Source organism: Deefgea sp. CFH1-16 (genome assembly GCF_016881365.1).
Classification (GTDB): domain Bacteria; phylum Pseudomonadota; class Gammaproteobacteria; order Burkholderiales; family Chitinibacteraceae; genus Deefgea.
Genome location: NZ_WLYT01000001.1, coordinates 1,910,553 through 1,932,911 on the forward strand (window position 1 = coordinate 1,910,553; position 22,359 = coordinate 1,932,911).

Genomic DNA, 22,359 nt, shown 5'->3' on the forward strand with positions numbered 1-22,359 from the left:
TTATTTTTTTCGTGTGCCGGGCATTTCATGCTCGAATTTAGCCCCGATCTCACTGAGAAACGATTGAGCTAGAGACTCAATGCCTGTAAACCACCACGGATTAAACTCAATGATTTCTAAATTGTGGTTGGTAAACTCGCCAGCTTGTAGATGATGCTTAATTAGATTGATTGCACTGCTTTTACCTGCGCCCCAAGCGCCATGAATACCAATAGCTGTACCAACTGGTTTGTGCATGCCACTAATTGCACGCGCGATTTCGCGGGAAAATGGATTAAAACCAAATGCATCTTCGACGGGGGTGGTGATTGGCGCATCGGCGCTGAATTGGGATTGTTTTTTCAGTACCGTTGTTGGGGGTCTGATTGCCTATCTGTGTCATTCTTGATGCTCCATATGCAATCATGTAAGTCTATGAAAGATCTGAATCATACTTGATGGTTATGAAATAGGCATATTTGTATGGGTGGGTAAGTTACCAAGCCTTAGTATCGTAGGTTGGGCTAAGCCTGCACAGCCCAACGTTTACCGAGCATTGTTTTTCTTCTTCACCAAGTTCAATAGGTATATTGGTATAGATGCTGATATATATGGCTTTAATCTCTATACCTGCAAATAATCTGGCGCGAACTGTTTGCTTCGCCTCTCGATTGTTGGGCTGCGCAGGCTTAGCCCAACTTACATTGCTGACTGAGTTTGGTGATATCAGAATCAAATTGGCGGGTTAGGAAATCAATGGGGTCAGACTCGATTGATTTCTAGTTTTCCGTGGAATCAATCGAGTCTGACTCCTTTGATTTTCAAATAACAGGTATGACTGCCAAATCCAAACGAACGTGGCAATCTATTGTGCTAGCATCATTCTCTATTCAATCTGGCAAGTGATGTCATGACCCGTATTGCCCTACTCAATACCGCCAACGATCTCAGCCCCGCACAATGGGCGCAGTTGGCACGCGGCAATGATCCATTTTTGAGTCGAGAATTCTTGGGGCTTGCCGAAAGCACTGGCGCGGCCAGCGCTGATTTAGCGTGGCAGCCTGTGCATGTCGTGCTGCAAGCGGCAGACGAATCACCGCGCGCTTTTTTGCCACTGTATTTGCGCCAGCATTCCTTTGGTGATTTTTCGCGCGATTGGCAATGGGATCAAGCTTGGCAATCCGCAGGGCTGGCCTACTATCCCAAATTGGTGTCGGCAATTCCATTTACACCATCGCCGGGGCCGCGCTGTGTCTTGGCGCAAGGCGCGCCTGAATCCACGAGAGATGAGCTAATTGCAGCAGCGATTCATGTCGCGCAAGAGCTCAAAGCCTCGTCATGGCAATGCTTGTTTGTGCAAGAGAGCGATCGCGCCGCGCTGGAAAATGCGGGGATGTTGCTGCGTGGCGGCGTGCAATTTCATTGGAAAAATCGAAATTACGCCGATTTTGACGATTTTTTGGCGACGTTCACCGCGATGAAGCGCAAAAAACTCAACCGCGAACGCCGTTATGTCAGCGATGCGGGTTTACGTTTAGCGACTTTGCATGGTGACGAAATCGACGCGGCGAGCTGGCAAGCCATTTATCGGCAATACGCCGACACCTTCCGCCGCTATGGCAATCATCCGGCATTTTCACTCGAATTTTTCCAGCAACTCGCCGCGCAAATTGGCCGTGCAATGGTGGTGTTTGTCGCCTACCAAGGCGATGATCTGGTCGCGTCGGCGATTTGCTATCGCAGCGACACGACACTGTTTGGCCGCCATTGGGGGGCGGATATTGAATGCCCCGGCCTGCATTTTGAGCTGTGCTATTACCGAGGCATCGCCTACGCGATTGAACATGGACTGCGAACTTTTGAGCCTGGTGCACAAGGCGAACACAAGCTAGCGCGCGGCTTTGAGCCGGTGATGACTTGGGGCAGCTATTGGATCGCCAACCCCCGCATGCGCCACAGTGTCGCCCAATTCATCGCCCGCGAAGCCGCCGCCACCGAGCAATACCAATTGGAAATGAGCACGCATCTGCCGTTTCGGCTAGAAAGCTGAAATCAGCCTTAGGTATTTGCTCAAGAAAAATCAATGGGGTCAGTATCGTAGGTTGGGCTAAGCCCGCTCAGCCCAACGTTTACCGAGTATTGATTTTATTCCTCTCGAAGTTCAATAGGTATATTGGTGTAGATGCTGATATGTCTGGCTTTCATCTCTATACCTGCAAATAATTTGGCACAAACTGTTTGCTTAGCTTCTCGATTGTTGGGCTGCGCAGGCTTAGCCCAACTTACATTGCTGATTGAGTTTGCTGCTATCAGCATCAAATTGGCGGCTTACGCCTAAAGGCTAAGCCGCCCTACGATATTGATGTGCCCAATAAACAAAAAGGCCGCAAACAATAATTTGCGGCCTTTTTAATGGTGATCGAATGAGATTAATGCATATCGTGTCGATAATTAAATGCTGGGAGTCGCCAGCCGCGTTTGAGGGCGGTGAGTCGCAGTAGTAGGCCAAGGGCGAAGCAGGCGGCGACGTTGAGGTCGTGGTCGATCTTGAGTGTGAATAGGCCGATATACAGTAAGCCAACCAGCATCGAGACGCTGGCGTAGAGTTCGCGCAAAAAAAACAATGGGTACTCGATTGCAGAGCATATCGCGCAAGATGCCGCCGGCAATACCCGTGATCATGCCGGATAATAAAACGATGAGCGGGTGGTAGTTCATCTCCAAAGCCACGTCGCAGCCGATGATGGTAAAAGCGATCAGGCCAAGGGCGTCGAGAAACATAAATAGCCGATTGAGGCGCTTCATATGGCGGCTAATTAAGACGGCGGCGATGCCGCTGGCGATGACTAAAGCCACGTATTCAGGATGCTGCGTCCACGCGATGGGGTAGCGGCCGAGTAAAATATCGCGCACCGTGCCGCCGCCTAAAGCAGTTAAAAAGGCGATCACCGATACGCCAAAAATATCCATATTGCGCCGGCCAGCGGCGAGGGCGCCCGTCATGGCTTCGGCCGAAATGGCCAATAAATAGATTAATGTGAGCATGGGCGGGCTCGCTGTGTGGTGCTGAGGGTAGTTTGCTGCGGATTAATTGCGGACAAGGCGGGCTCCTAACGTAGATTCCAAGTGTTGGAATAGCCTCTCCCTTTGTCCTTTTACCTGAGAGTTGCGTGGCTGGCGCCACTTGCCCCTTCGGTGGGTTGCGCTAAGCAACCGCTCTCCAATTGGCTGAATCAAAATTCCTGCGGTACATGGGCCTGAGCGATTCTGGGAGTTTGCGTCTTCGGCGAAGGCTGTTGCCTTTCTCTCCCGCGAGGAGGGGCGATGCTAACGCTAAAGCGCAGACGCGTCAATTTAAGCGTCGCCAGCACCGCCGGTATTTAAATGCGGATTTCATCGCAATGAATAGTGAATTACTGGATTTAAAAATAAGCGAATCAAGTGCATTTAGATCATTGTGGCATTGTCATATTGCAGCGGTATGCTGGCTGTAGTTCGTCTAATTCGGTTTGTTGTGGGAATTTCGCTGCGTGTTTCGGGTAATTGTTAGTTTGGCTTTAGAAATCGGCTAAGCTAAGTCTCTATGGTGATTTGGCAAAGGTAGATCATGAATAATGTATTGATTGTTTCTGTGATTGGTCCAGATCGTTCGGGTTTGGTTGAGCAATTGGCGGCAACGATTGCGGCTAAAAATGGCAATTGGCTTGAATCGTCTTTTTCTCGTTTAGCCGGGCAGTTTTCGGGAATTGTTAAAGTTGCGGTTATTGGTGCGGGTGAAGAGGTGTTATTGGCTTTGCAGCAAATCGCCGGTTTAGATATTCGTGGCGTATTAGATGTTGAGCGCGAAGAAACGGCGCTGGTCTCGCAAAGCGTGGCATTAAGTTTAATTGGCCATGATCGGGTGGGGATTGTCAAAGATGTGGCAACGATTTTGGCGCGCTTTGCGGTGAATATTGAAAAACTCGAAACGTGGCTATCGAGCGGCGCGATGTCGGGTGAAATGATGTTTCATGCGCAATTAATCTTATCTGCGCCGTTGGATGTCGATTTAGACCAAGTGCATCGCCAATTGGAATGTATTGCCGATGATTTAATGGTGGAGTGGGCTGATTAATGTCCCGTTTACGTTACGTTGCGCTGCTACTGTTTTTTATTGCCTCTGCCGTAATGGCTTATCCCTTAGTGATTGTGGTGGAGAGTTATCATCCAGAAAATGATTGGGATAAAGCATATTTAAATGGTTTACGCAGTAAATTGGATGGTGTTGCTGAGCTGGATTTTATTGCTTTAGATACCAAACGTTTGCCCACTAGCGCGCATTTGGAACAAGCTGATTTGGCCTTTTATGAAATTCAGCAAAGAAAGCCCGATTTAGTGGTATTGGGTGATGATGCCGCCTTGGCTTTATTGGGGCCAAGATTGGCCAGAATGAAAATGCCGGTGGTATTTTTAGGCATTAATGCCGATCCGGCGCAGTATTTTGGCGGTAAAATTACCTGAACATATCACCGGGGTGATTGAGCGACCGTTGTACCAGCAAAACTTTAATTTGATTCGCGAATTATTGCCGCATGCTAAACGCATTTTGGTGTTATTGGATCAAGATCGATCGGCGTATTTTTTACAGGCAGATATTCAACGTTTAAAACGCAATGATATTGATGTGGTGCTGGTGAATAATTATTCGCTTTGGCAAAACAAAGTGATGAATGCCAATTTGCAATACGATGCCATTGTATTAGGTACTTATCAGGCCTTAATTGGCGCCGATGCCAAACATGTGGATGCTGATGAAGTGATGGCGTGGACGCGTGCGCATAGTCCGGTGCCCATTTTTGGCTTTTGGGATTTTGCCATTAGTCGGCAGGCGGCAGCGGGCGGCATGGTGTTATCGGGCTTTGAGCATGGCGCAATGGCTGGCAGCATGGCGCGTTCGATTTTAAAAAATCCCCAACAATCGTTACCGGTACGCCAAAGTAACCACGGGCATTTGATGTTTAGCCGAACACAGGCGAGCTACTGGAAAATTCAAATCCCCAACAAATTGAGTAAACGAGTGAGTTGGTTGCCTTAGATTGGCTCTTTTTCAGTGGCGATGTTTAGATGACGAATTGAGGGTTTTAAGTGCCTGCGGCACGACTATTTACAGTCGCAGTCCGCGACGTGGACCCTCTTTTCTTTGTCTCGCCAAAGAAAAGAGGGGAAAAGAAAGGCGCCCCGGGCGCGCATCGGTCCCCGATGCCCTCGATCCTCGTGAGCCAAACGATAAAGCTGTTTGTCTCCCTCCTCACTTGGTGCGCTTGAACGGGGTTTTAAGCCCCAGCTCGACGAGCGCGGCATAGCATCAACACGAATAAAGAATAGTTATCTTCTCTTGTAGGTATATGAATATAGGCTTTGTTATTAATGGTTTATGTTGATATACCCATAGGTGTTAGAGGTTTTAATGGCGGGCAGTCAGCGCTGCGCCTGAGGCGACGGTGGCTCTGAGTTGCAGTGGTTTGACACCAAATTGCTGGCTAAAACGGCTGCTAAAACGAGATGCCGAGGCATAACCACATTGCTGCGCGATATCGCCAATGCTGTGCGAGGTGGTTTGTATCATGCCTAGCGCAGTATTTAAGCGCACTTGTTCAAGCAAACGCCGAAATGAATGGCCTTCTTGCATCAATTGTCGGCGCAATGTCGACGCGCCTAAATGCAATTGTTGCGCCATTTGTTCAACCGTCCATGGCTTACTGGTGTGTAGCAATAATAATTGCTGCACGCGCTGGCTAATTGAATCGCCTTTATCGATAAAAATCGCTTGTCCTTGTCCGGCCATGGCCAGCGCCAGCAGTAAGCCGATGGCGCGATGGTGTAATAACGGTGTTGGTTCCGCGTCACTGGCTTGAAATAACTGATCCCATTGCAGCGCAAACCACGGGTCAAGTTTGACGCAAAGCTGCGCCGGCTGCTGCAGTGCCGCCCGCAAAACTTCAGGGTATTGCTGCCGACAGCGCGCAATCAGTTGCGGATCGAGCAATACCACATCACAGGCATAGCCAGAATGATCGGCTTGATTGCGCAAGGTTAGCTCTAGCCCGGCGGGCGCAATCACCAAATCCCCCACACGGGCAATGAAATGCTGCTCGCCAATAAAGAGATGTTTTTCACCTTGGCGAACGCGCATCAGCATCGGCTGCAAGCAGCAAATTTGGCGCAAAGATTGCGTTGATTTGGCTTGGATTTGGCTAAATTTGATTTGTTTGGTTTGGAATGCTGGCATTGCCGCTGGCTCTTGTGTGCTGGCGGCAAGGCTGCCGCGTGGATTATTTGCTGCGCTGATAGGTCGCAGTGAGTTGCGCTTTTGCCAGTTGATGTTGGTTAAGCATAAAGCCCACTAAAGCACCGCTGGCATTGGCGTCGACTGGGAGTTTTTCAGTATCTAACGCCCAGACGGTATAGATATAGCGATGGGCTTTATCACCAACCGGAGGGCAAGCGCCGCCGTAGCCGCTTTGACCAAAGTCGGTACGCGTTTCTAGTGCGCCAGCAGGTACTGCACCGCTGGCAATCGATTGCACTTTGGCAGGAATATTGACCACATTCCAATGCCACCAGCCACTACCCGTTGGTGCATCTGGGTCAAACACGGTGATGGCGAAGCTTTTGGTGCCGGCTGGGGCATTTTTCCAGCTTAATTGCGGTGAAATATTGGCACCGCTGCAACCAAAACTATTGAATTCTTGCTTTTGAGTCATCGGCGTATTGGCTTGGATGTCTTGGCTAGTGAGTTGGAACTCAGCGGCAAAGGCGGTGTGAAGACTAAAGGCCATAAATAAAGCGCTGCTAACGAGTTTCATGATTGCTCTCCGTGTCGTTGAGAAGCCATCATACCCAGCATCTTAAAGCGCGAGGGTTCAGCAAAGCTCAGATTTTATCCTTAAACGCTCTATTTTGTGTGTTAGCTATTGTTTTTGAGCGTTTAGGTGTTTTTTCGGCTGCTAAATGCCGAGTTGGTCGCGTAAAGCGTAATACCAAGCACCGAGTGCGGTGAGCGGTACGCGCAATAAGCGCCCGCCGGGAAAAGGGTGGTGCGGCAGTTTGGCAAAAGCATCAAATTGGCTGTTATGGCCTTGTATGGCTTGCGCCAATAAGCGCCCAGCCAAATGCGTATAAGTCACGCCGTGGCCGCTACAGCCTTGTGAGTAATATATATTACTGCCCAATCGCCCCATTTGCGGTAAGCGCGATAGCGTTAATGAGAAATTCCCGGTCCACGCATAATCGATTTGAATATGGCTCAGCTGCGGAAAAGTCTGGCGTAAATTCGGCACAATCACCGCCTCAATATGCGCTAAATCGCGTGCGCCATAAGTAACGCCACCGCCGTAAATCAAGCGTCGATCAGCACTTAAGCGATAATAATCCAGCAAAAAATTACAATCTTCGACGCAATAATTGCTGGGAATCAGTTGCTCTGCCAGTGCGCCCAGCGGCTCAGTGGCAACCACTTGGCTGCCACAAGGCATGGTTTTGGCGGCCAGCTCCGGGACTAAATCACCCAAATAGGCATTGCAAGCCACAATCACAAATTGGCACCGCACCGAGCCCTGCGCCGTTTGTACGCTAAGGCGGGGCCCGCGTTGTATCTGCGTGACCGCCGATTGCTCAAAAATCTGTCCGCCCAAGGATTCAAAAGCTGCGGCTTCACCGAGCGCCAGATTGAGCGGATGCAGAATGCCCCGCACTATGGTCGACTAAGCCCCCGACATAGCGCTCACTGGCAACGGCTTGGCCAATGGCGGCTTTATCTAGCATTTCTAGCTGGGTATGGCCGTAGCGCTCCCAGAGCACCTTTTGTGCAGCCAAATGCCCCAGTTGCTTGTTGCTGAGCGCGGCAAACAGGCCGCCATTTTTAAGGTCGCAATCGATTTGATAATGCGCGATTCTTTGGCGAATAATTTGATTGCCAGTAAACGCCATTGCGCCTAAAAAGCGTCGGCAGTGGCTTTGCCATATTGCCGTTCAATCACATCCATATCGCGCGAATACGAATTCACGATTTGCCCGCCATTGCGCCCCGAAGCGCCCCAAGCGATTTGTGCTTGCTCCAAAATCACCACGTTATAACCCGCCTCAGCCAAAAATAGACCGGCCGATAGCCCAGTAAATCCGGCGCCAATAATGCAAATATCCACGTCTAAATCACGATTGAGCTCAGGTCTTGCTGGCTGTGGATGGGCACTGGCAGCGTAATATGATGCGGCGTGACTGATTTTTTGCATTTTTTTCATTCAATAAGTTGGGGCGGTGAAAAAGACGACATGGTGAGATAGGCAAATGAATTTGGATTTTTAACGTTGACTGATAAAAAAACCGGCTTTATTGCGGTTCTCGAACATGAAAAAATCGAATCAATTCTTGTAACTGTACGGCTTGAGTATTCATTTCATCCGCCGTTGCCGCCAGTTCTTCCGATGCTGCCGCGTTGACTTGCGTTGCGGCGGATAGTTGATCCACCGTAAGGCTAATTTCATTTAAGCTCAGGGTTTGCATATTCGTGGCACTACTGATGGCTTGTATTAGCTCTGCAGTGTCTATCGTTGCGGGTTTGATTTTACTGAGCAATTTACCGGCCTGTGTGGATTGCAGCACACTACTATCAGTAATATCGCTGATTTCTTTGGCGGCGATTTGGCTTCGTTCGGCTAGTTTGCGGACTTCAGAGGCAACGACGGCAAAGCCTTTGCCATGATTGCCGGCTCTGGCCGCTTCAATGGCCGCATTGAGTGCCAATATATTGGTTTGATAGGCGATATCGTCAATGATGTGGATTTTGGTTGCAACTTGCTCCATGGCGATCGCTGTTTTTCTGACTGCCTCTTCGCCAGTTGTTGCATCGTTTGATGATTGTTGGGCGATGCCGGTGCAGGTGACCGCATTTGTAGCGCAAAGGGTGAGTGAGTGATTAATTTCGTTGATTGCCAATCTTGTTTCTTCAACACTAGTGGCTTCGGAAATCGTATTTTGACTTAATGCTTCAGCTGCAGCTGCGATTTGCTCGGCTGAATTAACCAGCGTGGCCGAATTATTGCGAATGTTGTGTAAGACATGATTGAGCTTATCGGTCATTTGTTCCAAGTGATACAAAATACTCGAGTGATCATTCTTTTTTAAATGAATTGATACGGCCAAATTGCCAGCAGCAATCTCTCGGACAATCATTGAGGCCACTCTTGGTTCACTGCCAAGTAAATGAAATAAAGAATTCATAACATACAGTGCAATAATGGTGATCACAATCAGCAAACCAAAGCTGATGATTAATAGCCCAAGCAATGATTGCTGGACCAATGTTTTGGCTTGATCTTCTAATTGTTGTTGTTGCTGTTTGAGAATCGGTACCAGCTCATCTACGGCTAAACGATGTTGCTTATAGAGTTGATTTAATCGCGTTTTTGCTGCAGCAATTTTGACCTGATTTTTGCTTTCTAGTGCTGGAATTAAGACTTGTTCGGCTTCTTTATAAAAGGCATCCGCAGGCTGGAAAATAGACTGAGTTAGGCTGTTGAGTATATTGGGTGGTAGATTACTTTCCTTCCAGTATGCTTGTCCTTGATAGAATTCGTTTTTAATTGTTTTAAATCGATTGAGTAGTTCGGTGGAAGGGGGTGAAGTTTCACTTAATTGGTATGATATTAAATAGGCTTCAATGATGTATTGGGGCGGGGGCAAAATGTCGGCAATTAAATTGCTGCTATCGTCAATTTTATGGTAAAGATCCCCATTAATCATTACTGTACGCATGGTTTGATAGGACCAAATTGAAAGTAGTAATAGACTGGCTAGTACAGCAGCAAGCAATATGTAAAATTGCTGCTTAAAGGAAAGGTTTTTCATTGGTTTATCCTTGCTCGTTATTCAGTGGATAGTCCTAAAACGGTTTTAATTTTTAGCTCAAACCATTATTAAATTAATTTAGCTGCTGTGTTTTTAATTAATGCCAAGTCAATTTGTATGCGCTCTGTGTAATTGGTATTAATCATCTATTTTTAATGAATTTAAATATTCAAACATGTAGTAGCAAATGTTTACGTTCCCACGGGCTGATTACTTTGGCGTATTCGATATATTCAGATTGTTTGACCGCGCAATACGCGGTAATAAATTTCTCACCGAGCACCTCGGCAATCGGTGCGCACTCCGCTAATTGGCTGATCGCGCCTTCTAGCTCTCTGGCAAATGCAAACGGCAGGCTGTACGCGTCGCCCATGAGCGGTTCGGTCGGCTCGAGTTGTTCGACAATACCCAAATAAGCGCAGGCCAAAGTAGCGGCTAACGCTAAGTAGGGATTGCAATCGACCCCGGGAACGCGGTTTTCAATTCGCCGTGCAGCAGGGGTGGAATAGGGAATGCGAATGCCACAAGTGCGGTTATCAAAACCCCATTGCACATTAATCGGGGCGGCATAGTAGCGTGTGAGTCGACGATAGCTATTCACAAACGGCGCAAATAGCGAAATCACCGCCGGAAAGTATTTTTTGCATGCCAGCGATGGATTGATAAAAACACCGTGCTCGGCTGGCCGTCGTCATTGGAGTAAATATTCTTCCCGCTGGTTTTATCCACCACACTCATATGAATATGCATGGCCGAGCCGGGCTCATGCTCCATTGGTTTGGCCATAAAGGTGGCATACATTTGATGGCGAATCGCCGCTTCGCGTACGGTGCGTTTAAATAAGAAAATCTGATCGGCTAATTCTAAGGCGTTGCCATGCAAGAAATTGATCTCCATTTGGCAAGCGCCGACTTCATGAATCAAGGTGTCGATTTGCAAGCCTTGTGCATCGCAATAGTCATACACGTCTTCGAATAAATCATCATATTCATTCACCGCATCAATCGAATACGCTTTGCGTCCGGTTTCGGGCCGGCCTGTTCGCCCTAGCGGTGGTTGCAAGGGCAGGTCGGGGTCGCGATTAATATCAACCAGATAAAACTCCATTTCGGGCGCCACCACCGGCTCCCAGCCGCGCTCTTCATAAAGCTTTAATACTCGCCGCAATACATAGCGTGGCGATAGCTCAACGGGGGTGCCGTCAAAATGAAAACAGTCATGAATCACTTGCGCCACTGGGTCTTTGGCCCAAGGCACTAGGCGTATCGTGTTGGGGTCGGGAATGAGCACCATATCAGGATCGGTACTGGGGGTGATGCCTTCGGCGTATTCACCGGTTACGGTTTGCACCAGCACCACTTGCGGCAAGCGCATGCCGTCGTCTTCGTTAAATTTTTCGCGCGGAACGATTTTGCCACGAGCAATGCCAGTAAAATCTGGGGTCACGCATTCCACTTCGGTGATTCGCCGCTCGCGCAGCCATTCGCTAATTAAGCTCATCATCATTCCTTCAAACAAAAGTGCTGCGCTTGGGTGAGCGCGGATGGTCTTGCCCGCTTAAGCGAAATGTTTATGTTGGTAATGCGCCTGGCTGGCGGCAGCAAAAGCGTTAAAGATCGCCATCGACAGTGGGTTATCGGCGTATTGCCATTCCGGATGCCACTGCACGGCCAGATTAAAGCTTGGCGCGTCGGCCAAGCGAAACGCTTCGATTAAACCGTCTGGCGCAATCGCCTCGGCGACTAAACCGTGCCCTAATTGTTTGACGCCTTGTTGATGCAGCGAGTTGACCATCGCCTGTTGCTGTCCATATAGGCGGTGGAGTAAGCCGTTAGGCACCAGCTCTCGATGGGGTGAGCAACGCCATACATGGTGTCGATATCACCTTCGGGTTCGCGGTGATCGAGCATTTGATCCAGTGTTTGTATTTGTTGATGCAGGCTGCCACCGAAAGCAACATTCATTTCTTGCGCGCCACGGCATAAGCCCAAAATCGGGATGTGGGCCGCAATGGCGGCGCGAATAAAGGGCAGGGTGGTGGCGTCGCGCGCTGCGTCATTAAAATCATCGGCTAAGGGTGTGCCGCCATAATGCTCGGGTTCAATATTGCTATTGCTACCGGTAAACAGCAGCCCGTCGACTAGCGCCAAAATTTGCGCGTGATCGCGAGCGCCTAAGGCGGGAATCAACAGCGGCAGCCCGCCGGTTCCGGCAATGGCGGCGAGATATTTTTCACCGACTAGATGATAAAAATGGCCACTTTCTAAGCGCCAACGACAGCAAACAATACCAATGATGGGCAGACCCATAACGATCTCTTTATATTTAAATCAATGTGGCTAACAGTTGTTCGCTCGGGGTGTAATCCAGCTCCAAATCACGCGCCACCGCAGCATAAGTGAGCTTGCCACGGCAGATATTGAGGCCATTGCGTAAATGCGAATCATCTTGCAAGGCGCGCTGCCAACCTTTATTGGCCAAAGCCAGCGCAAACGGTAAGGTGGCATTGGTCAGCGCCAAGGTGGCGGTTCGCGCTACGCCGCCGGGCATATTGGCGACGCAGTAATGAATCACATTGTCGACCACATACGTTGGCGACTCATGCGTGGTGGCGTGTGAGGTTTCAAAGCAGCCGCCTTGATCGATCGCCACGTCGACTAGCACCGAGCCCGGTTTCATCAACTTGAGCATTTGCCGTGAGATTAATTTTGGTGCCGCAGCGCCAGGGATGAGCACTGCACCAATGACTAAATCGGCACTGGCCAGTGCGACTTCGATGGCGTCGGTGGTAGAAAACAGCGTGGTCAGTTGAGGACCAAATTGAGTGTCTAGCTCTTTAAGACGCGCTAAAGACACATCAAACAGCGAAACGTTGGCACCTAAACCCAGCGCCATTCTGGCGGCATTGATACCGACCACGCCACCACCTAGCACGATTACATTCGCGGGCGCTACGCCGGGTACGCCGCTGAGTAAAATCCCTGAGCCGCCTTGGGTTTTTTCTAGGCAGTGCGCGCCAGCTTGAATCGACATGCGCCCCGCGACTTCGGACATCGGTGCCAACAATGGCAAACCACCGCGTGCATCGGTGACCGTTTCATAGGCAATGGCAATGCATTCGCTGGCCAGCAAGCCTTGGGTTTGTTCTGGATCGGCCGCGAGGTGCAGATAAGTAAAGAGGATTTGTCCGGGCCGCAGTTGGGCAATTTCACTGGCTTGCGGCTCTTTGACTTTGATAATCATCTCGGCGCGTTGAAAGATTTCTTGCGCCGAATCGACAATCTGCGCGCCTGCGCCGATGTAGTGGTGGGCAGTAAAACCAACAGCATCGCCAGCATATTGCTGAACTAACACTTGGTGGCCGTGTTTAACCAGTTCTTTCACGCCACTGGGAGTAAGCCCGACACGATATTCATGGTTTTTAATTTCTTTCGGTATGCCGATCAACATCTGATTCACCTTGGCGCGCAATGGCGTTGAGTATTTTTAATGAACTTACTTAGAGTGTAGCTAGGTAATTGCCTTTTCCAAGGTGGTTTTTATGCCTAAGCTGACAATTTATTGACAAATATTCTTTTGTGTTTAACGTCTGGCGGGGCGCTTTTTGTGGTTACAAGCGCCTAGGCAGCGGCAGGATGCCTGCCGTCAATAGTTCCCAGTCGTGGTGTATGCTAAAAGTCAGCAGATTTACCCAGCCGATCAATTGGGTATTTGATCGACATAAACCGCATCAATGAAAGTAAGTCGAGTTCACTTGGCCATGTTGCTAGATTCAATTGTGCAACGTGCAACGTATCGATAAAGCCACTTTAAAGAGATTAAATCATGGCAAAAACTCAACAAGATTGGTTGGCGCTCGCCGCGCAGTTGCAGTTTGAAGGGCGCGCTTTTATTGATGGTGCGTATTGCCAAACCGCGAATACTTTTCCTTGTATTAATCCAGCCACGCAGCAGGTTTTGGCCGCCGTGAGTCTTTGTACGGACATTGAAGTGAATACGGCGGTGCATGCGGCACGCGCAGCGTTTAATGATCAGCGTTGGGCGGGTTTGGCGCCTGCCGCGCGTAAAAGTATTTTGCTGCGCTTGGCCGCTTTGATTCGTGAGCACGCCGATACGTTGGCGCTGCTGGAAACCCTCGACACCGGCAAGCCGATTTCGGACGCTTTAGCGGTCGATATTGCTGGCAGTGCCTATTGCATGCAGTGGTTTGCCGAGGCGATTGATAAAGTCGCGGGTGAGGTGGTGCCTGTGGCGGGAAATATGCTGGGTATGGTGACGCGAGAGCCAGTGGGCGTGGTCGCTGCGGTGGTACCTTGGAATTTTCCATTATTAATGAGCAGCTGGAAAATCGCCCCGGCTTTGGCTATGGGCAATTCGGTGATTTTAAAACCATCCGAAAAATCGCCGTTAACGGCGATTTATATTGCGGCTTTAGCCAAAACAGCAGGACTGCCCGATGGCGTGTTGCAAGTGCTACCGGGCGCGGCTGAAACGGGGCGCTTATTGGCTGAGCATCTTGACGTGGATTGCATCACTTTTACCGGCTCAACGGCGGTGGGTAAAGCCATTATGCAGGCGGCAGCACAGAGTAATTTAAAGCGCGTTTGGCTCGAGTTGGGCGGTAAGTCAGCGAATATTATTTTGGCCGATTGCGCCGATGTGGGCGCTGCCGCCGCAGCCGCAGCGGGTGGGATTTTTTTATAACCAAGGCGAAATGTGCTCTGCAGGCTCGCGGGTGTTGGTGCAAAAGGCGATTTATTCCGAATTTATGGCGGCCTTGCAAGCCGCCGCTAAGGACTACGCCCCAGCCAATCCGCTCGACCCAGCCAGCAAAATGGGCGCCATCGTGGATCAGATCCAGTACCCAAAAAAGTGTTGGCTTGGATTGATATTGGTAAGCAAGAGGCCGAGTGGTTGGGCGGTGGCGAAGCGGCACATGTGGCAACGGGTTGGTTTATTACTCCCGCCATTTTTAAAGCCAGCGCATCAGCGCGCATTGCGCGTGAAGAAATCTTTGGCCCGGTGTGTACGGTGATTGTGTTTGATACGCCAGATGAAGCGATTGCCATTGCCAATGACAGTGAATACGGTTTGGCCGCCGCAGTATGGACCCGCGACTTGAATACCGCACACAGCATGGCTAAACAATTACGCGCCGGCACGGTCTGGATTAATTGCTACGACGAAGGCGGGGATATGAATCTGCCGTTTGGTGGCTATAAGCAATCGGGCAATGGCCGCGATAAATCGCTACACGCATTAGAAAAATACACCGAGTTGAAATCGACGTTGATTAAATTGTCTTAAAACAAAGAATTTGGAATTTGACTCACCGTATTGCAATCGCTTTGTATATACAATAATTGGCGATGTTGAGATTACGTGTTGATGGCTTTAAGTGCCTGCGGCACGGCTGTTTTACAGTCGCAGTCCGCGACGGGGACCCTCTTTCTTTGACTCGCCAAAGAAAGAGGGGGAAAGAAAGGCGCCCCGAGCGCGCATCGGTCCCCGATGCCCTCGATTGTCGTGAGCCAAACGATAAAGCTGTTTGTCTCACTTCGCACTCGGTGCGCTTGAACGGGATATTAAGCCCCAGCTCGACGAGCGCGGCACAGCATCAACACCAAATCTGAACATTGCCCAATAATTCAGGGTATTTAACGTTAGACCTTATTTTAATAGGCCTAACTTTAAATACCCATTTGTTTTTTGGGGAATGCTGGCATTGAATACAGCGGCTTTTCAAATTGCGGCTTTTTTTAGTATAAAATCGTGGCCGATGAATCCCCATCGAGTGCACATCTTATTATGACCCAATCATCGGCCTTGTTTTCAGCGGCGCTCGCCTTGTTACGGCAAACCCAGCATGGGGTATTGGCGACACAATCGCTGGTGCTGCCGGGCTATCCGCATGCTTCGTGGCTACCGTTTGTATTGGATGAGGCGGGACGTATTGTGCTAGGGTCTGTTGACGTTTGGTTTGCCAACCGCGTTTGCGCGGATTTTGACCTGAGGCAAGGCACGAAGCGCGCAGCGTAGTCATTCTACGCCAGTGCTTTGTAACGCAGCATCAGGTCAAAATCCGCCAAACCCTGCGGGCTGGGCGCTTTTCGCGGCGACTCTGTGTTGTAGCAAGCTCACATAGATTGACTAGGCATCGCTTACTACGCCTTGATTCGCCGCGAAAATCGATCCAGCGCGGCGGAAAACCAAATGTCAACAGACCCTAGTAATGAGCCGTTTGGCTGAGCATACGCAAAATGTGTTATTGGATGAAAAAGTCAGCTTTTTAGTCCATGAGCCAAGCGCCACATTATCGGGTGCTCGGTTGACGATTTTGGGTGATTTACAGCCGGTGCCGGATGATCCATTGCTGGTGGCGCGCTTGGCGCGACAAAATCCGCAATTAGCGAGCTATTTAGCAATGGCTGATTTTTCGGTGTGGCGTTTATGGCCGCGCCGAGCGCGTTATATCGCTGGATTTGGCAAAATGGGTTGGATCGAAGGGGATGAGTGGGAGACTGCAGTACAACTGAATTTGGCCGATGAGGCTGCACTGATTCAAAGTGCCCAGCTACCCGCCGGTTGTGAATTGATTGATGTTGATTGGGCTGGCTGTGATTTGCGCCGCAATGGACAGCTGGAGCGGCATATTTTGCATTGCGATGGTTTCGATCTGGCTGCGCTACGTGTGGCGATTGAGATGCTGATTCGAGATGTTGTGATTCGGGCATAACTGCCCAAGGTAAGACAAAGGATAAACCATGAGTACCCGAGTATTATTTGTTGAAGACGACGCTGAATTGGCTGAATTGATTGGCGGTTTTTTGCGCTCGTTTGAGTTTACCGTCGAAGTACTCGGCGATGGTTTAGGGGTGAATGACAATGTGAAAGCCAATCCCCCAGATTTAATTTTGCTCGATATTATGTTGCCCGGCAAAGATGGTTTGACCATTTGCCGCGAATTGCGTGAGTTTTATACTGGGCCGATTGTGCTGCTCACCTCGCTCAATAGCGATATGAATCAGATTTTGGGCTTTGAAATCGGCGCGACTGATTACGTAGTCAAAACCACGCCGCCTTCGGTGCTATTGGCGCGGATTCGTTCCCATTTACGCCACGCCGGTAGCGGCAGTTTGTTGGCAGCGGTGCCGGTGCAAGATCAGTCACGGCTTAACTTTGGTCGTTTACAAATTGATGCCCGCAATCGCAGCGCGGTGTATCGCGGCGAGCAAATGGGTTTGTCCAGTAGCGATTTTGATTTGCTGTGGGAATTGGCCAGCCACGCCGGCGAGATTTTAAGCCGTGATCATTTGCTGAAAAAACTGCGCGGTATTGAATACGATGGCCTGGATCGCAGTATGGATGTGGCGATTTCGCGCTTACGTAAAAAACTCGACGATGATCCGATTGATCCCCGCAAAATCAAAACCATTCGTAACAAAGGGTATTTGTTTGCGAGTGACATCTGGCAAGACGAGTAGACATATACCTTTGTTATAAAAGAGGTCGTAAAAAAAAACGATTCACCACAGAGGCACAGAGACACAGAGGAAAAACAAAAGACATCTTTGAACAAAATCAGTTTTGGTGTCTCTACTGCCCCCAATCTAATGGTTTTCTCTGTGCCTTTGTGCCTCTGTGGTAAGGCTTTTGCTGCCCTATTTATTACTCCGCTCCATGGATTTTCATGCGCCAAGTTTTTTTGCGATTTTATTTGACCGTCGTCGTGTGTTTTTTGGCCACGTCTTTACTCATTGGCGGCATTTATAAGCAACTCATTGAGCGCACTAATCAGCGCTACCTCACTGATATTTTTAAATCGACGGTGTCGATTATTGAAGAAGAACTCGGCGATTTGCCGCCGTCGTTATGGCATGACGAAGCATCGCGTTTGCGCGGTAAATTGCCGGTGCCGGTGCAAATTGAAAAACTCGGCGAATACAGCTTAAGCGCCGAGAATCAAAAGTCCTTAGAAAAGGGCGATATTATTTTATTGCTCGATAAAGGTCTTTATATCCACCGGATTCACAAAACCGATCAAATGGTGTGTTGGGGCCGATTCCATTTTTGACCGATTTGGATAATATTTCTTGGCTCGATTTTCTGGCCTTATTGATGATGGGGGCGGCGCTGGGTTTGCCAACTTGGCTCTGGTTGCGGCCATTTTGGCGTGATTTATTGCAAATCATTCAACAAAGCCGCCGCGTAGGGCAGGGCGATTTTGCCGCCCGCGTCAAACTCGACGAAAGCTCGGCCTTGGCATCTTTGGGGGTGACCTTTAATAGTATGGCGCAAGACGTTGAGCAGCTAACGACTTCACGGCGCGCCATGATTGATGCGGTCTCGCATGATTTACGCACGCCGTTAGCACGAATGCGTTATCGCTTAGAGGCGATTAAATCGGGTGCCGACAGTGGCCCGCAAGTGGCGGCGTTAGAGCGTGATTTAGGGCAGATTGATGCCTTGATCGAAGAATGGTTAACGATGTCGAGCTTAGATAGCCCGCAAATGCAGATGAATATCCAGCCGCAAGCGATGTTGCCTTGGTTGGGTAAAATCGCCGCAGAGTTTAGCTTGAGTGGCAAAGCGCCGGTGGTTGTCAATCAAATCGACCTGATTGATCCACATTTGGAAATTGATAGTTATTACTTTGGCCGTGCGGTGAGTAATGTGTTAAGTAATGCTCGCCGCTATGGTGGCGAGACCATTGTAATGACGCTGAAGTGGCATGAAGGCATGGCGCAATTATTGATTGATGATAATGGCGAGGGGATTCCAGAGGAACAACGCAGTCGTTTATTGCAACCCTTTACGCGTATGGAAGGTAGTCGTAATAAAGCTACCGGTGGTTTTGGCTTGGGGCTGGCGATTGTGGCAATGATTTTGCGTGGTCATGGTGGGCAAGTGAGTATTGAGAGTGCGCCAGCGGGTGGGGCCCGGATTATTTTGGCGTGGCCAAGTCCTTTGCGTGTGTAAATGTAAGCATTGTAATTTAACTACGTACTTTCAGTTACAAGACGCAACCAAGGTCCACTTCTCTCTTTAGTACGCCCAACGCATAATCCGTTCCGTCAAAGCTGCGATACAAATCCAGCTAACCCCAATTTTAAGAGATGATCAAAATGAACAAATTCCTCGCTATCGTTGCTGCTGCTGTTTTGTCTTCTACTGTTGCTATCGCTGCTGCACCAGCTTCTTCTGCTTCTGCAGTAAAAGAAGTGAAAGTTGAGAAACACGCTAAGAAAGCATCGACTGCACAAAAAGCACAAGCTAAAAAAGCTTCTAGCGCTTCTGTAGCTTCTGCTGCACAAAAAGCACAAGCTAAAAAAGCTTCTGGCGCTTCTGTAGCTTCTGCTGCACAAAAAGCTCAAGCTAAAAAAGCTTCTGGCGCTTCTGTAGCTTCTGCTGCACAAAAAGCTCAAGCTAAAAAAGCTTCTGGCGCTTCTGTAGCTTCTGCTGCACAAAAAGCCCAAGCTAAAAAAGCTTCTGGCGCTTCTGTAGCTTCTGCTGCTCAAAAAGCACAAGCTAAAAAAGCTTCTGGCGCTTCTGTAGCTTCTGCTGCTCAAAAAGCACAATCTAAAAAAGCTTCTGCTGTAGCTTCTAAAGCTTCTGCAGCTCAAAAAGCACAATCTAAAAAAGCTTCTGCTGTAGCTTCTAAAGCATCTGCTGCTCAAAAAGCACAATCTAAAAAAGCTTCTGCCGTAGCTTCTAAAGCTTCTGCAGCTCAAAAAGCACAAGCTAAAAAAGCCTCTGCTGTAGCTTCTAAAGCTTCAACTGTTGCTGCTAAATAATTAGCCGCATCGTTGTAAACAAAGGGGACGCGCTAGCGTCCCTTTTTGCATTGTGGATTGGACTGATATGATCATTGAAGAAAAAATCGCCGTTGCATTGGGCTTAACTTTAAGCGCCTTCACGCTCATCGGCGCCGTGGCGCTGGCATTTAATCCACCACGATTGAACACCGCCAAGCCGATAGCGAGCGTGCCGGTTGCCGAATTTGCTCGTGCTGCGAGCATGCCAGACAAACAAAATCCCGAACTCTCTCGGCAGCAGCAAATGCTATTTTTTGGTACGGATGATCGTTTGGTGATTCCAGCGCCGTATCCTGCGCCGTTTGCTGCCATTGGCCAGCTCACCACCAAAAATGATTACAACTGCACTGCTACGTTGGTCGCACCCGATTTAGCGGTGACCGCGGCGCATTGTTTTATGATGGAAGCACGGAAACCAGATGCCGGTTTATGGTTTTAAAGCCGGTTTTCATCAGGGCGAATATCAAGCCAAATACCAAGTGCTCGATCAAGTGTTTCACCCGGCGTTTAAACGCGGTTTGCAATACAAAGGCAATGATGTGTATATCTTGCCGCAAGCCGCTGAATACGATATTGCTTGGTTAAAAGTAAAGCTGGTTGAAGGTGTGGCACCCGCGCCGATGCCCTTGTTTAAAGGCGAACGGGCGGCTTTAGAGCTGGCGTTTAAAACGGCGAACATGCAGCTTAATCAAGGCGGTTTTGCTGAAGATCACGATCAATTACTGACTGCGCATCTGGCTTGCAGCTTAACTCAATTTCGTCCAAATAATACCTTGTTTCATCGTTGCGACACCTTATCGGGTGATTCAGGGTCACCAATTTGGCTAACGACCGACCACGGCCCGCTCTTGATCGGCGTACAAAGCTCGGCCCCCGATTGGTTTAATCGCCAACAAGCAGACAATGTTGGCGTGAGCGTTTTGCAATTGCCAGCGCTGTAAGTGCTTTCAGGTCATTTAGCACTGCGGGTGGGTCAAGATAGAGTGTAGGTATATAGCAGCAAGGATTATTCAATATAGTTTACGACTATATACCCATTGCTTTAACTAAACTTCATCGCTTTGTTTGGTCAGCAACGCCTCAGCCAGCTGTCTGCAAACCGATCGCCTTGACCACAATTGGCGCACTTGCTAGCGGGTGTGGTGTGAGATTTCCTGTGGCTAAGGGCTTTCCGCTACAATTGAATTAAATTTTTAGGGAGTGATCGATGGATATCCAACAATATATGCAAGACGTTGGCCGCGCCGCGCGTGCTGCCAGCCGCTTAATGGCCAAAGCCAATACCGGCTCCAAAAATGCCGCATTGAATGCGATTGCTGATGCCATCGAGCGTGATGCCGCGCTTTTACTCGCCGCCAACCAACAAGATATGGATCAAGCGCGGGTCGATGGTTTAGATGCGGCGATGCTCGATCGCTTGCAACTCACGCCAAAAACCATCGCCACAATGGCGCAAGGCTTGCGTGAAATGGTGGCCTTGCCAGATCCAATCGGCAATATGGGTGATTTTAAATACCGTCCGAGCGGGATTCAGGTCGGCAAAATGCGCGTACCACTGGGTGTGATCGGCATTATTTATGAGGCTCGTCCGAATGTGACTGCGGATGCGGCGGGCCTGTGTATCAAATCGGGTAACGCGACGATTTTGCGCGGTGGCCGTGAGGCATTTAACTGTAATCAAGCCATTGCGGCCTGTGTTAAAGAAGGTTTATCTGCTGCAGGTTTGCCAGCCAGCGCGGTGCAAATTATCGAAACGCCAGATCGCGCTGCGGTTGGCGAGCTGATTACAATGAATGAATTTGTCGATGTGATTATCCCGCGCGGCGGCAAAGGCTTAATTGAGCGCATTAGCCGTGATGCCCGTGTGCCAGTAATTAAGCATTTAGACGGTATTTGCCATGTGTATATCGACAATGAAGCCGATCCAGTAAAAGCAGTTCGTATCGCTGACAATGCCAAAACGCATCGTTATGCACCATGCAATACCATGGAAACGCTGCTGGTGAATGCAGCCATTGCGGCACGATTTTGCCGCAAATTGCCGCGATTTATCGCGAAAAAGGCGTAGAAATGCGCGGTTGCTTAGCAACACAGGCGATCTTGCCAGATGCTTTGGCAGCGACAGAAGCCGATTGGCGTACTGAATATTTAGCGCCGATTATTGCCATTCGGATTGTTGACGATCTGGATCAGGCGATGGATCACATCAATACCTATGGCAGCCATCATACCGACGCCATCGTGACCGAAAATTACACTAAATCACGCCAATTTTTGCGTGAAGTGGATTCGGCTTCGGTGATGATTAACGCGTCAACGCGCTTTGCCGATGGTTTTGAATATGGTTTAGGCGCTGAAATTGGCATCTCAACCGACAAAATCCACGCCCGTGGTCCAGTCGGTTTAGAAGGGCTGACCAGCGAAAAATGGATTGTGTTTGGCGATGGCGAGATTCGAGTTTAAAGGATGAGCGTGCCCGCTGAGCTAATCGCACTGCGCGAGCAAATCGACGCGCTCGACCAGCAATTGTTTGTGCTGCTGGCCGAGCGTTTTCAAGTTACCGCACAGGTCGGGGAATTAAAAAAAACAATTCCAACTTCCGGCGCAAGACTTGGCACGCGAATCGGCGCAATTGCAAAAAATACAGCGTTTGGCGAGCGAAACTTGCCTTGATCCCGAC

At 49.3% G+C, this 22,359-nt stretch carries 28 protein-coding genes, 2 pseudogenes and 2 riboswitches; of the genes and pseudogenes, 17 read left to right on the top strand and 13 right to left on the bottom strand.

Annotated elements, in window-relative coordinates; translation table 11 throughout:
• The gene (locus tag GKO28_RS10530; RefSeq protein WP_307839098.1) at positions 1 to 366 is read right to left on the bottom strand and encodes a P-loop NTPase fold protein; all 366 of its coding nucleotides are present in this window, start codon (positions 364 to 366) and stop codon (positions 1 to 3) included.
• A 523-nt stretch (positions 367 to 889) separates the two neighbouring features.
• Between GKO28_RS10530 and GKO28_RS10535 the strand changes: the two genes are divergently transcribed.
• On the top strand, positions 890 to 2,029 hold the full coding sequence (locus GKO28_RS10535) for a GNAT family N-acetyltransferase (protein WP_182076227.1): 1,140 nt from the start codon (positions 890 to 892) through the stop codon (positions 2,027 to 2,029).
• 401 nt (positions 2,030 to 2,430) lie between these two features.
• On the opposite strand, the gene GKO28_RS10540 is transcribed toward GKO28_RS10535, so the two are convergent.
• A complete protein-coding gene (locus tag GKO28_RS10540) occupies positions 2,431 to 3,024 on the bottom strand; it encodes a trimeric intracellular cation channel family protein (protein WP_210768898.1) in 594 nt (197 codons plus the stop codon).
• A 92-nt stretch (positions 3,025 to 3,116) separates the two neighbouring features.
• Positions 3,117 to 3,213: riboswitch (glycine riboswitch) on the bottom strand.
• A gap of 1 nt (position 3,214) precedes the next feature.
• Positions 3,215 to 3,301, bottom strand: a riboswitch (glycine riboswitch).
• Positions 3,302 to 3,586: 285 nt separating this feature from the next.
• Between GKO28_RS10540 and GKO28_RS10545 the strand changes: the two genes are divergently transcribed.
• From GKO28_RS10545 to GKO28_RS10555, 3 genes are read left to right on the top strand one after another with little or no spacing between them, the layout of a single operon-like run.
• Positions 3,587 to 4,093 carry a glycine cleavage system protein R gene (locus GKO28_RS10545; protein WP_173533036.1) on the top strand — a complete coding sequence of 169 codons (507 nt, stop codon included), beginning with the start codon at positions 3,587 to 3,589 and terminating at the stop codon, positions 4,091 to 4,093.
• Positions 4,093 to 4,479, top strand: a complete 387-nt coding sequence (locus GKO28_RS10550; RefSeq protein ID WP_182076228.1) for a hypothetical protein — start codon at positions 4,093 to 4,095, stop codon at positions 4,477 to 4,479. The genes GKO28_RS10545 and GKO28_RS10550 overlap by 1 nt, the downstream gene beginning before the upstream one ends.
• A complete protein-coding gene (locus GKO28_RS10555; protein WP_182076229.1) occupies positions 4,439 to 5,053 on the top strand; it encodes an ABC transporter substrate-binding protein in 615 nt (204 codons plus the stop codon). Before GKO28_RS10550 ends, GKO28_RS10555 begins: the two co-directional genes overlap by 41 nt.
• Positions 5,054 to 5,422: 369 nt before the next feature.
• On the opposite strand, the gene GKO28_RS10560 is transcribed toward GKO28_RS10555, so the two are convergent.
• The 11 genes from GKO28_RS10560 to ald form a co-directional block, all read right to left on the bottom strand.
• Positions 5,423 to 6,247, bottom strand: coding sequence for an AraC family transcriptional regulator (locus GKO28_RS10560; protein WP_182076230.1), 825 nt, complete (start codon positions 6,245 to 6,247; stop codon positions 5,423 to 5,425).
• 43 nt (positions 6,248 to 6,290) lie between these two features.
• Complete coding sequence (locus tag GKO28_RS10565) at positions 6,291 to 6,824, bottom strand: YbhB/YbcL family Raf kinase inhibitor-like protein (RefSeq protein ID WP_182076231.1); 534 nt, start codon at positions 6,822 to 6,824, stop codon at positions 6,291 to 6,293.
• Between the two features lie 141 nt (positions 6,825 to 6,965).
• Positions 6,966 to 7,712, bottom strand: a complete 747-nt coding sequence (locus GKO28_RS21470) for an FAD-binding oxidoreductase (RefSeq protein WP_307838985.1) — start codon at positions 7,710 to 7,712, stop codon at positions 6,966 to 6,968.
• Positions 7,672 to 7,947: an FAD-dependent oxidoreductase gene (locus GKO28_RS21475; RefSeq protein ID WP_282099274.1), complete on the bottom strand. Its 276-nt coding sequence runs from the start codon at positions 7,945 to 7,947 to the stop codon at positions 7,672 to 7,674. Before GKO28_RS21475 ends, GKO28_RS21470 begins: the two co-directional genes overlap by 41 nt.
• A 5-nt stretch (positions 7,948 to 7,952) precedes the next feature.
• Positions 7,953 to 8,249: an FAD-binding oxidoreductase gene (locus GKO28_RS21480; protein ID WP_282099275.1), complete on the bottom strand. Its 297-nt coding sequence runs from the start codon at positions 8,247 to 8,249 to the stop codon at positions 7,953 to 7,955.
• Between the two features lie 97 nt (positions 8,250 to 8,346).
• On the bottom strand, positions 8,347 to 9,864 hold the full coding sequence (locus tag GKO28_RS10575) for a methyl-accepting chemotaxis protein (protein WP_182076232.1): 1,518 nt from the start codon (positions 9,862 to 9,864) through the stop codon (positions 8,347 to 8,349).
• Positions 9,865 to 10,033: 169 nt separating this feature from the next.
• Positions 10,034 to 10,465 carry a hypothetical protein gene (locus tag GKO28_RS22820; protein ID WP_374220723.1) on the bottom strand — a complete coding sequence of 144 codons (432 nt, stop codon included), beginning with the start codon at positions 10,463 to 10,465 and terminating at the stop codon, positions 10,034 to 10,036.
• A 20-nt stretch (positions 10,466 to 10,485) separates the two neighbouring features.
• Positions 10,486 to 11,364, bottom strand: coding sequence for a glutamine synthetase family protein (locus GKO28_RS10580; RefSeq protein ID WP_374220724.1), 879 nt, complete (start codon positions 11,362 to 11,364; stop codon positions 10,486 to 10,488).
• 57 nt (positions 11,365 to 11,421) lie between these two features.
• Complete coding sequence (locus tag GKO28_RS22260; protein WP_307838986.1) at positions 11,422 to 11,658, bottom strand: gamma-glutamyl-gamma-aminobutyrate hydrolase family protein; 237 nt, start codon at positions 11,656 to 11,658, stop codon at positions 11,422 to 11,424.
• Complete coding sequence (locus GKO28_RS10585; RefSeq protein ID WP_307838987.1) at positions 11,619 to 12,173, bottom strand: gamma-glutamyl-gamma-aminobutyrate hydrolase family protein; 555 nt, start codon at positions 12,171 to 12,173, stop codon at positions 11,619 to 11,621. Before GKO28_RS10585 ends, GKO28_RS22260 begins: the two co-directional genes overlap by 40 nt.
• A gap of 16 nt (positions 12,174 to 12,189) precedes the next feature.
• Entirely contained in the window at positions 12,190 to 13,314 is a 1,125-nt protein-coding gene (gene ald / locus GKO28_RS10590) for an alanine dehydrogenase (protein ID WP_182076233.1), read from the bottom strand.
• Between the two features lie 375 nt (positions 13,315 to 13,689).
• Here ald and GKO28_RS22265 point away from each other — a divergent pair, with 375 nt between their 5' ends.
• The 13 genes and pseudogenes from GKO28_RS22265 (at position 13,690) to GKO28_RS10645 (ending at position 22,352) form a co-directional block, all read left to right on the top strand.
• Complete coding sequence (locus tag GKO28_RS22265; protein WP_307838988.1) at positions 13,690 to 14,568, top strand: aldehyde dehydrogenase family protein; 879 nt, start codon at positions 13,690 to 13,692, stop codon at positions 14,566 to 14,568.
• A gap of 10 nt (positions 14,569 to 14,578) precedes the next feature.
• Positions 14,579 to 14,668: pseudogene (locus GKO28_RS22270) on the top strand (hypothetical protein); the annotation flags it as partial.
• Positions 14,669 to 14,736: 68 nt separating this feature from the next.
• The gene (locus GKO28_RS22275) at positions 14,737 to 15,171 is read left to right on the top strand and encodes an aldehyde dehydrogenase family protein (RefSeq protein ID WP_307838989.1); all 435 of its coding nucleotides are present in this window, start codon (positions 14,737 to 14,739) and stop codon (positions 15,169 to 15,171) included.
• A gap of 501 nt (positions 15,172 to 15,672) precedes the next feature.
• Entirely contained in the window at positions 15,673 to 15,903 is a 231-nt protein-coding gene (locus tag GKO28_RS10600) for a hypothetical protein (protein ID WP_203564096.1), read from the top strand.
• Positions 15,904 to 16,096: 193 nt separating this feature from the next.
• Positions 16,097 to 16,600: a pyridoxamine 5'-phosphate oxidase gene (locus tag GKO28_RS10605; RefSeq protein WP_182076235.1), complete on the top strand. Its 504-nt coding sequence runs from the start codon at positions 16,097 to 16,099 to the stop codon at positions 16,598 to 16,600.
• Between the two features lie 28 nt (positions 16,601 to 16,628).
• A complete protein-coding gene (gene rstA / locus GKO28_RS10610; RefSeq protein ID WP_173533046.1) occupies positions 16,629 to 17,348 on the top strand; it encodes a two-component system response regulator RstA in 720 nt (239 codons plus the stop codon).
• Positions 17,349 to 17,554: 206 nt separating this feature from the next.
• On the top strand, positions 17,555 to 17,938 hold the full coding sequence (locus GKO28_RS10615; RefSeq protein ID WP_182076236.1) for a hypothetical protein: 384 nt from the start codon (positions 17,555 to 17,557) through the stop codon (positions 17,936 to 17,938).
• Positions 17,914 to 18,843 (top strand): ATP-binding protein, encoded by a 930-nt coding sequence (locus GKO28_RS10620; RefSeq protein WP_203564097.1) that lies wholly within the window; start codon positions 17,914 to 17,916, stop codon positions 18,841 to 18,843. The genes GKO28_RS10615 and GKO28_RS10620 overlap by 25 nt, the downstream gene beginning before the upstream one ends.
• A gap of 146 nt (positions 18,844 to 18,989) precedes the next feature.
• A complete protein-coding gene (locus GKO28_RS10625) occupies positions 18,990 to 19,658 on the top strand; it encodes a hypothetical protein (protein WP_182076238.1) in 669 nt (222 codons plus the stop codon).
• 67 nt (positions 19,659 to 19,725) lie between these two features.
• Positions 19,726 to 20,118 carry a hypothetical protein gene (locus GKO28_RS10630; RefSeq protein ID WP_203564098.1) on the top strand — a complete coding sequence of 131 codons (393 nt, stop codon included), beginning with the start codon at positions 19,726 to 19,728 and terminating at the stop codon, positions 20,116 to 20,118.
• Positions 20,099 to 20,620 (top strand): serine protease, encoded by a 522-nt coding sequence (locus GKO28_RS10635; RefSeq protein ID WP_182076240.1) that lies wholly within the window; start codon positions 20,099 to 20,101, stop codon positions 20,618 to 20,620. The genes GKO28_RS10630 and GKO28_RS10635 overlap by 20 nt, the downstream gene beginning before the upstream one ends.
• Positions 20,621 to 20,886: 266 nt before the next feature.
• Positions 20,887 to 22,142 (top strand): annotated as a pseudogene (locus GKO28_RS10640) (glutamate-5-semialdehyde dehydrogenase).
• Positions 22,143 to 22,151: 9 nt separating this feature from the next.
• Positions 22,152 to 22,352, top strand: coding sequence for a chorismate mutase (locus tag GKO28_RS10645; RefSeq protein WP_203564099.1), 201 nt, complete (start codon positions 22,152 to 22,154; stop codon positions 22,350 to 22,352).
• Positions 22,353 to 22,359 lie beyond the last annotated feature (7 nt).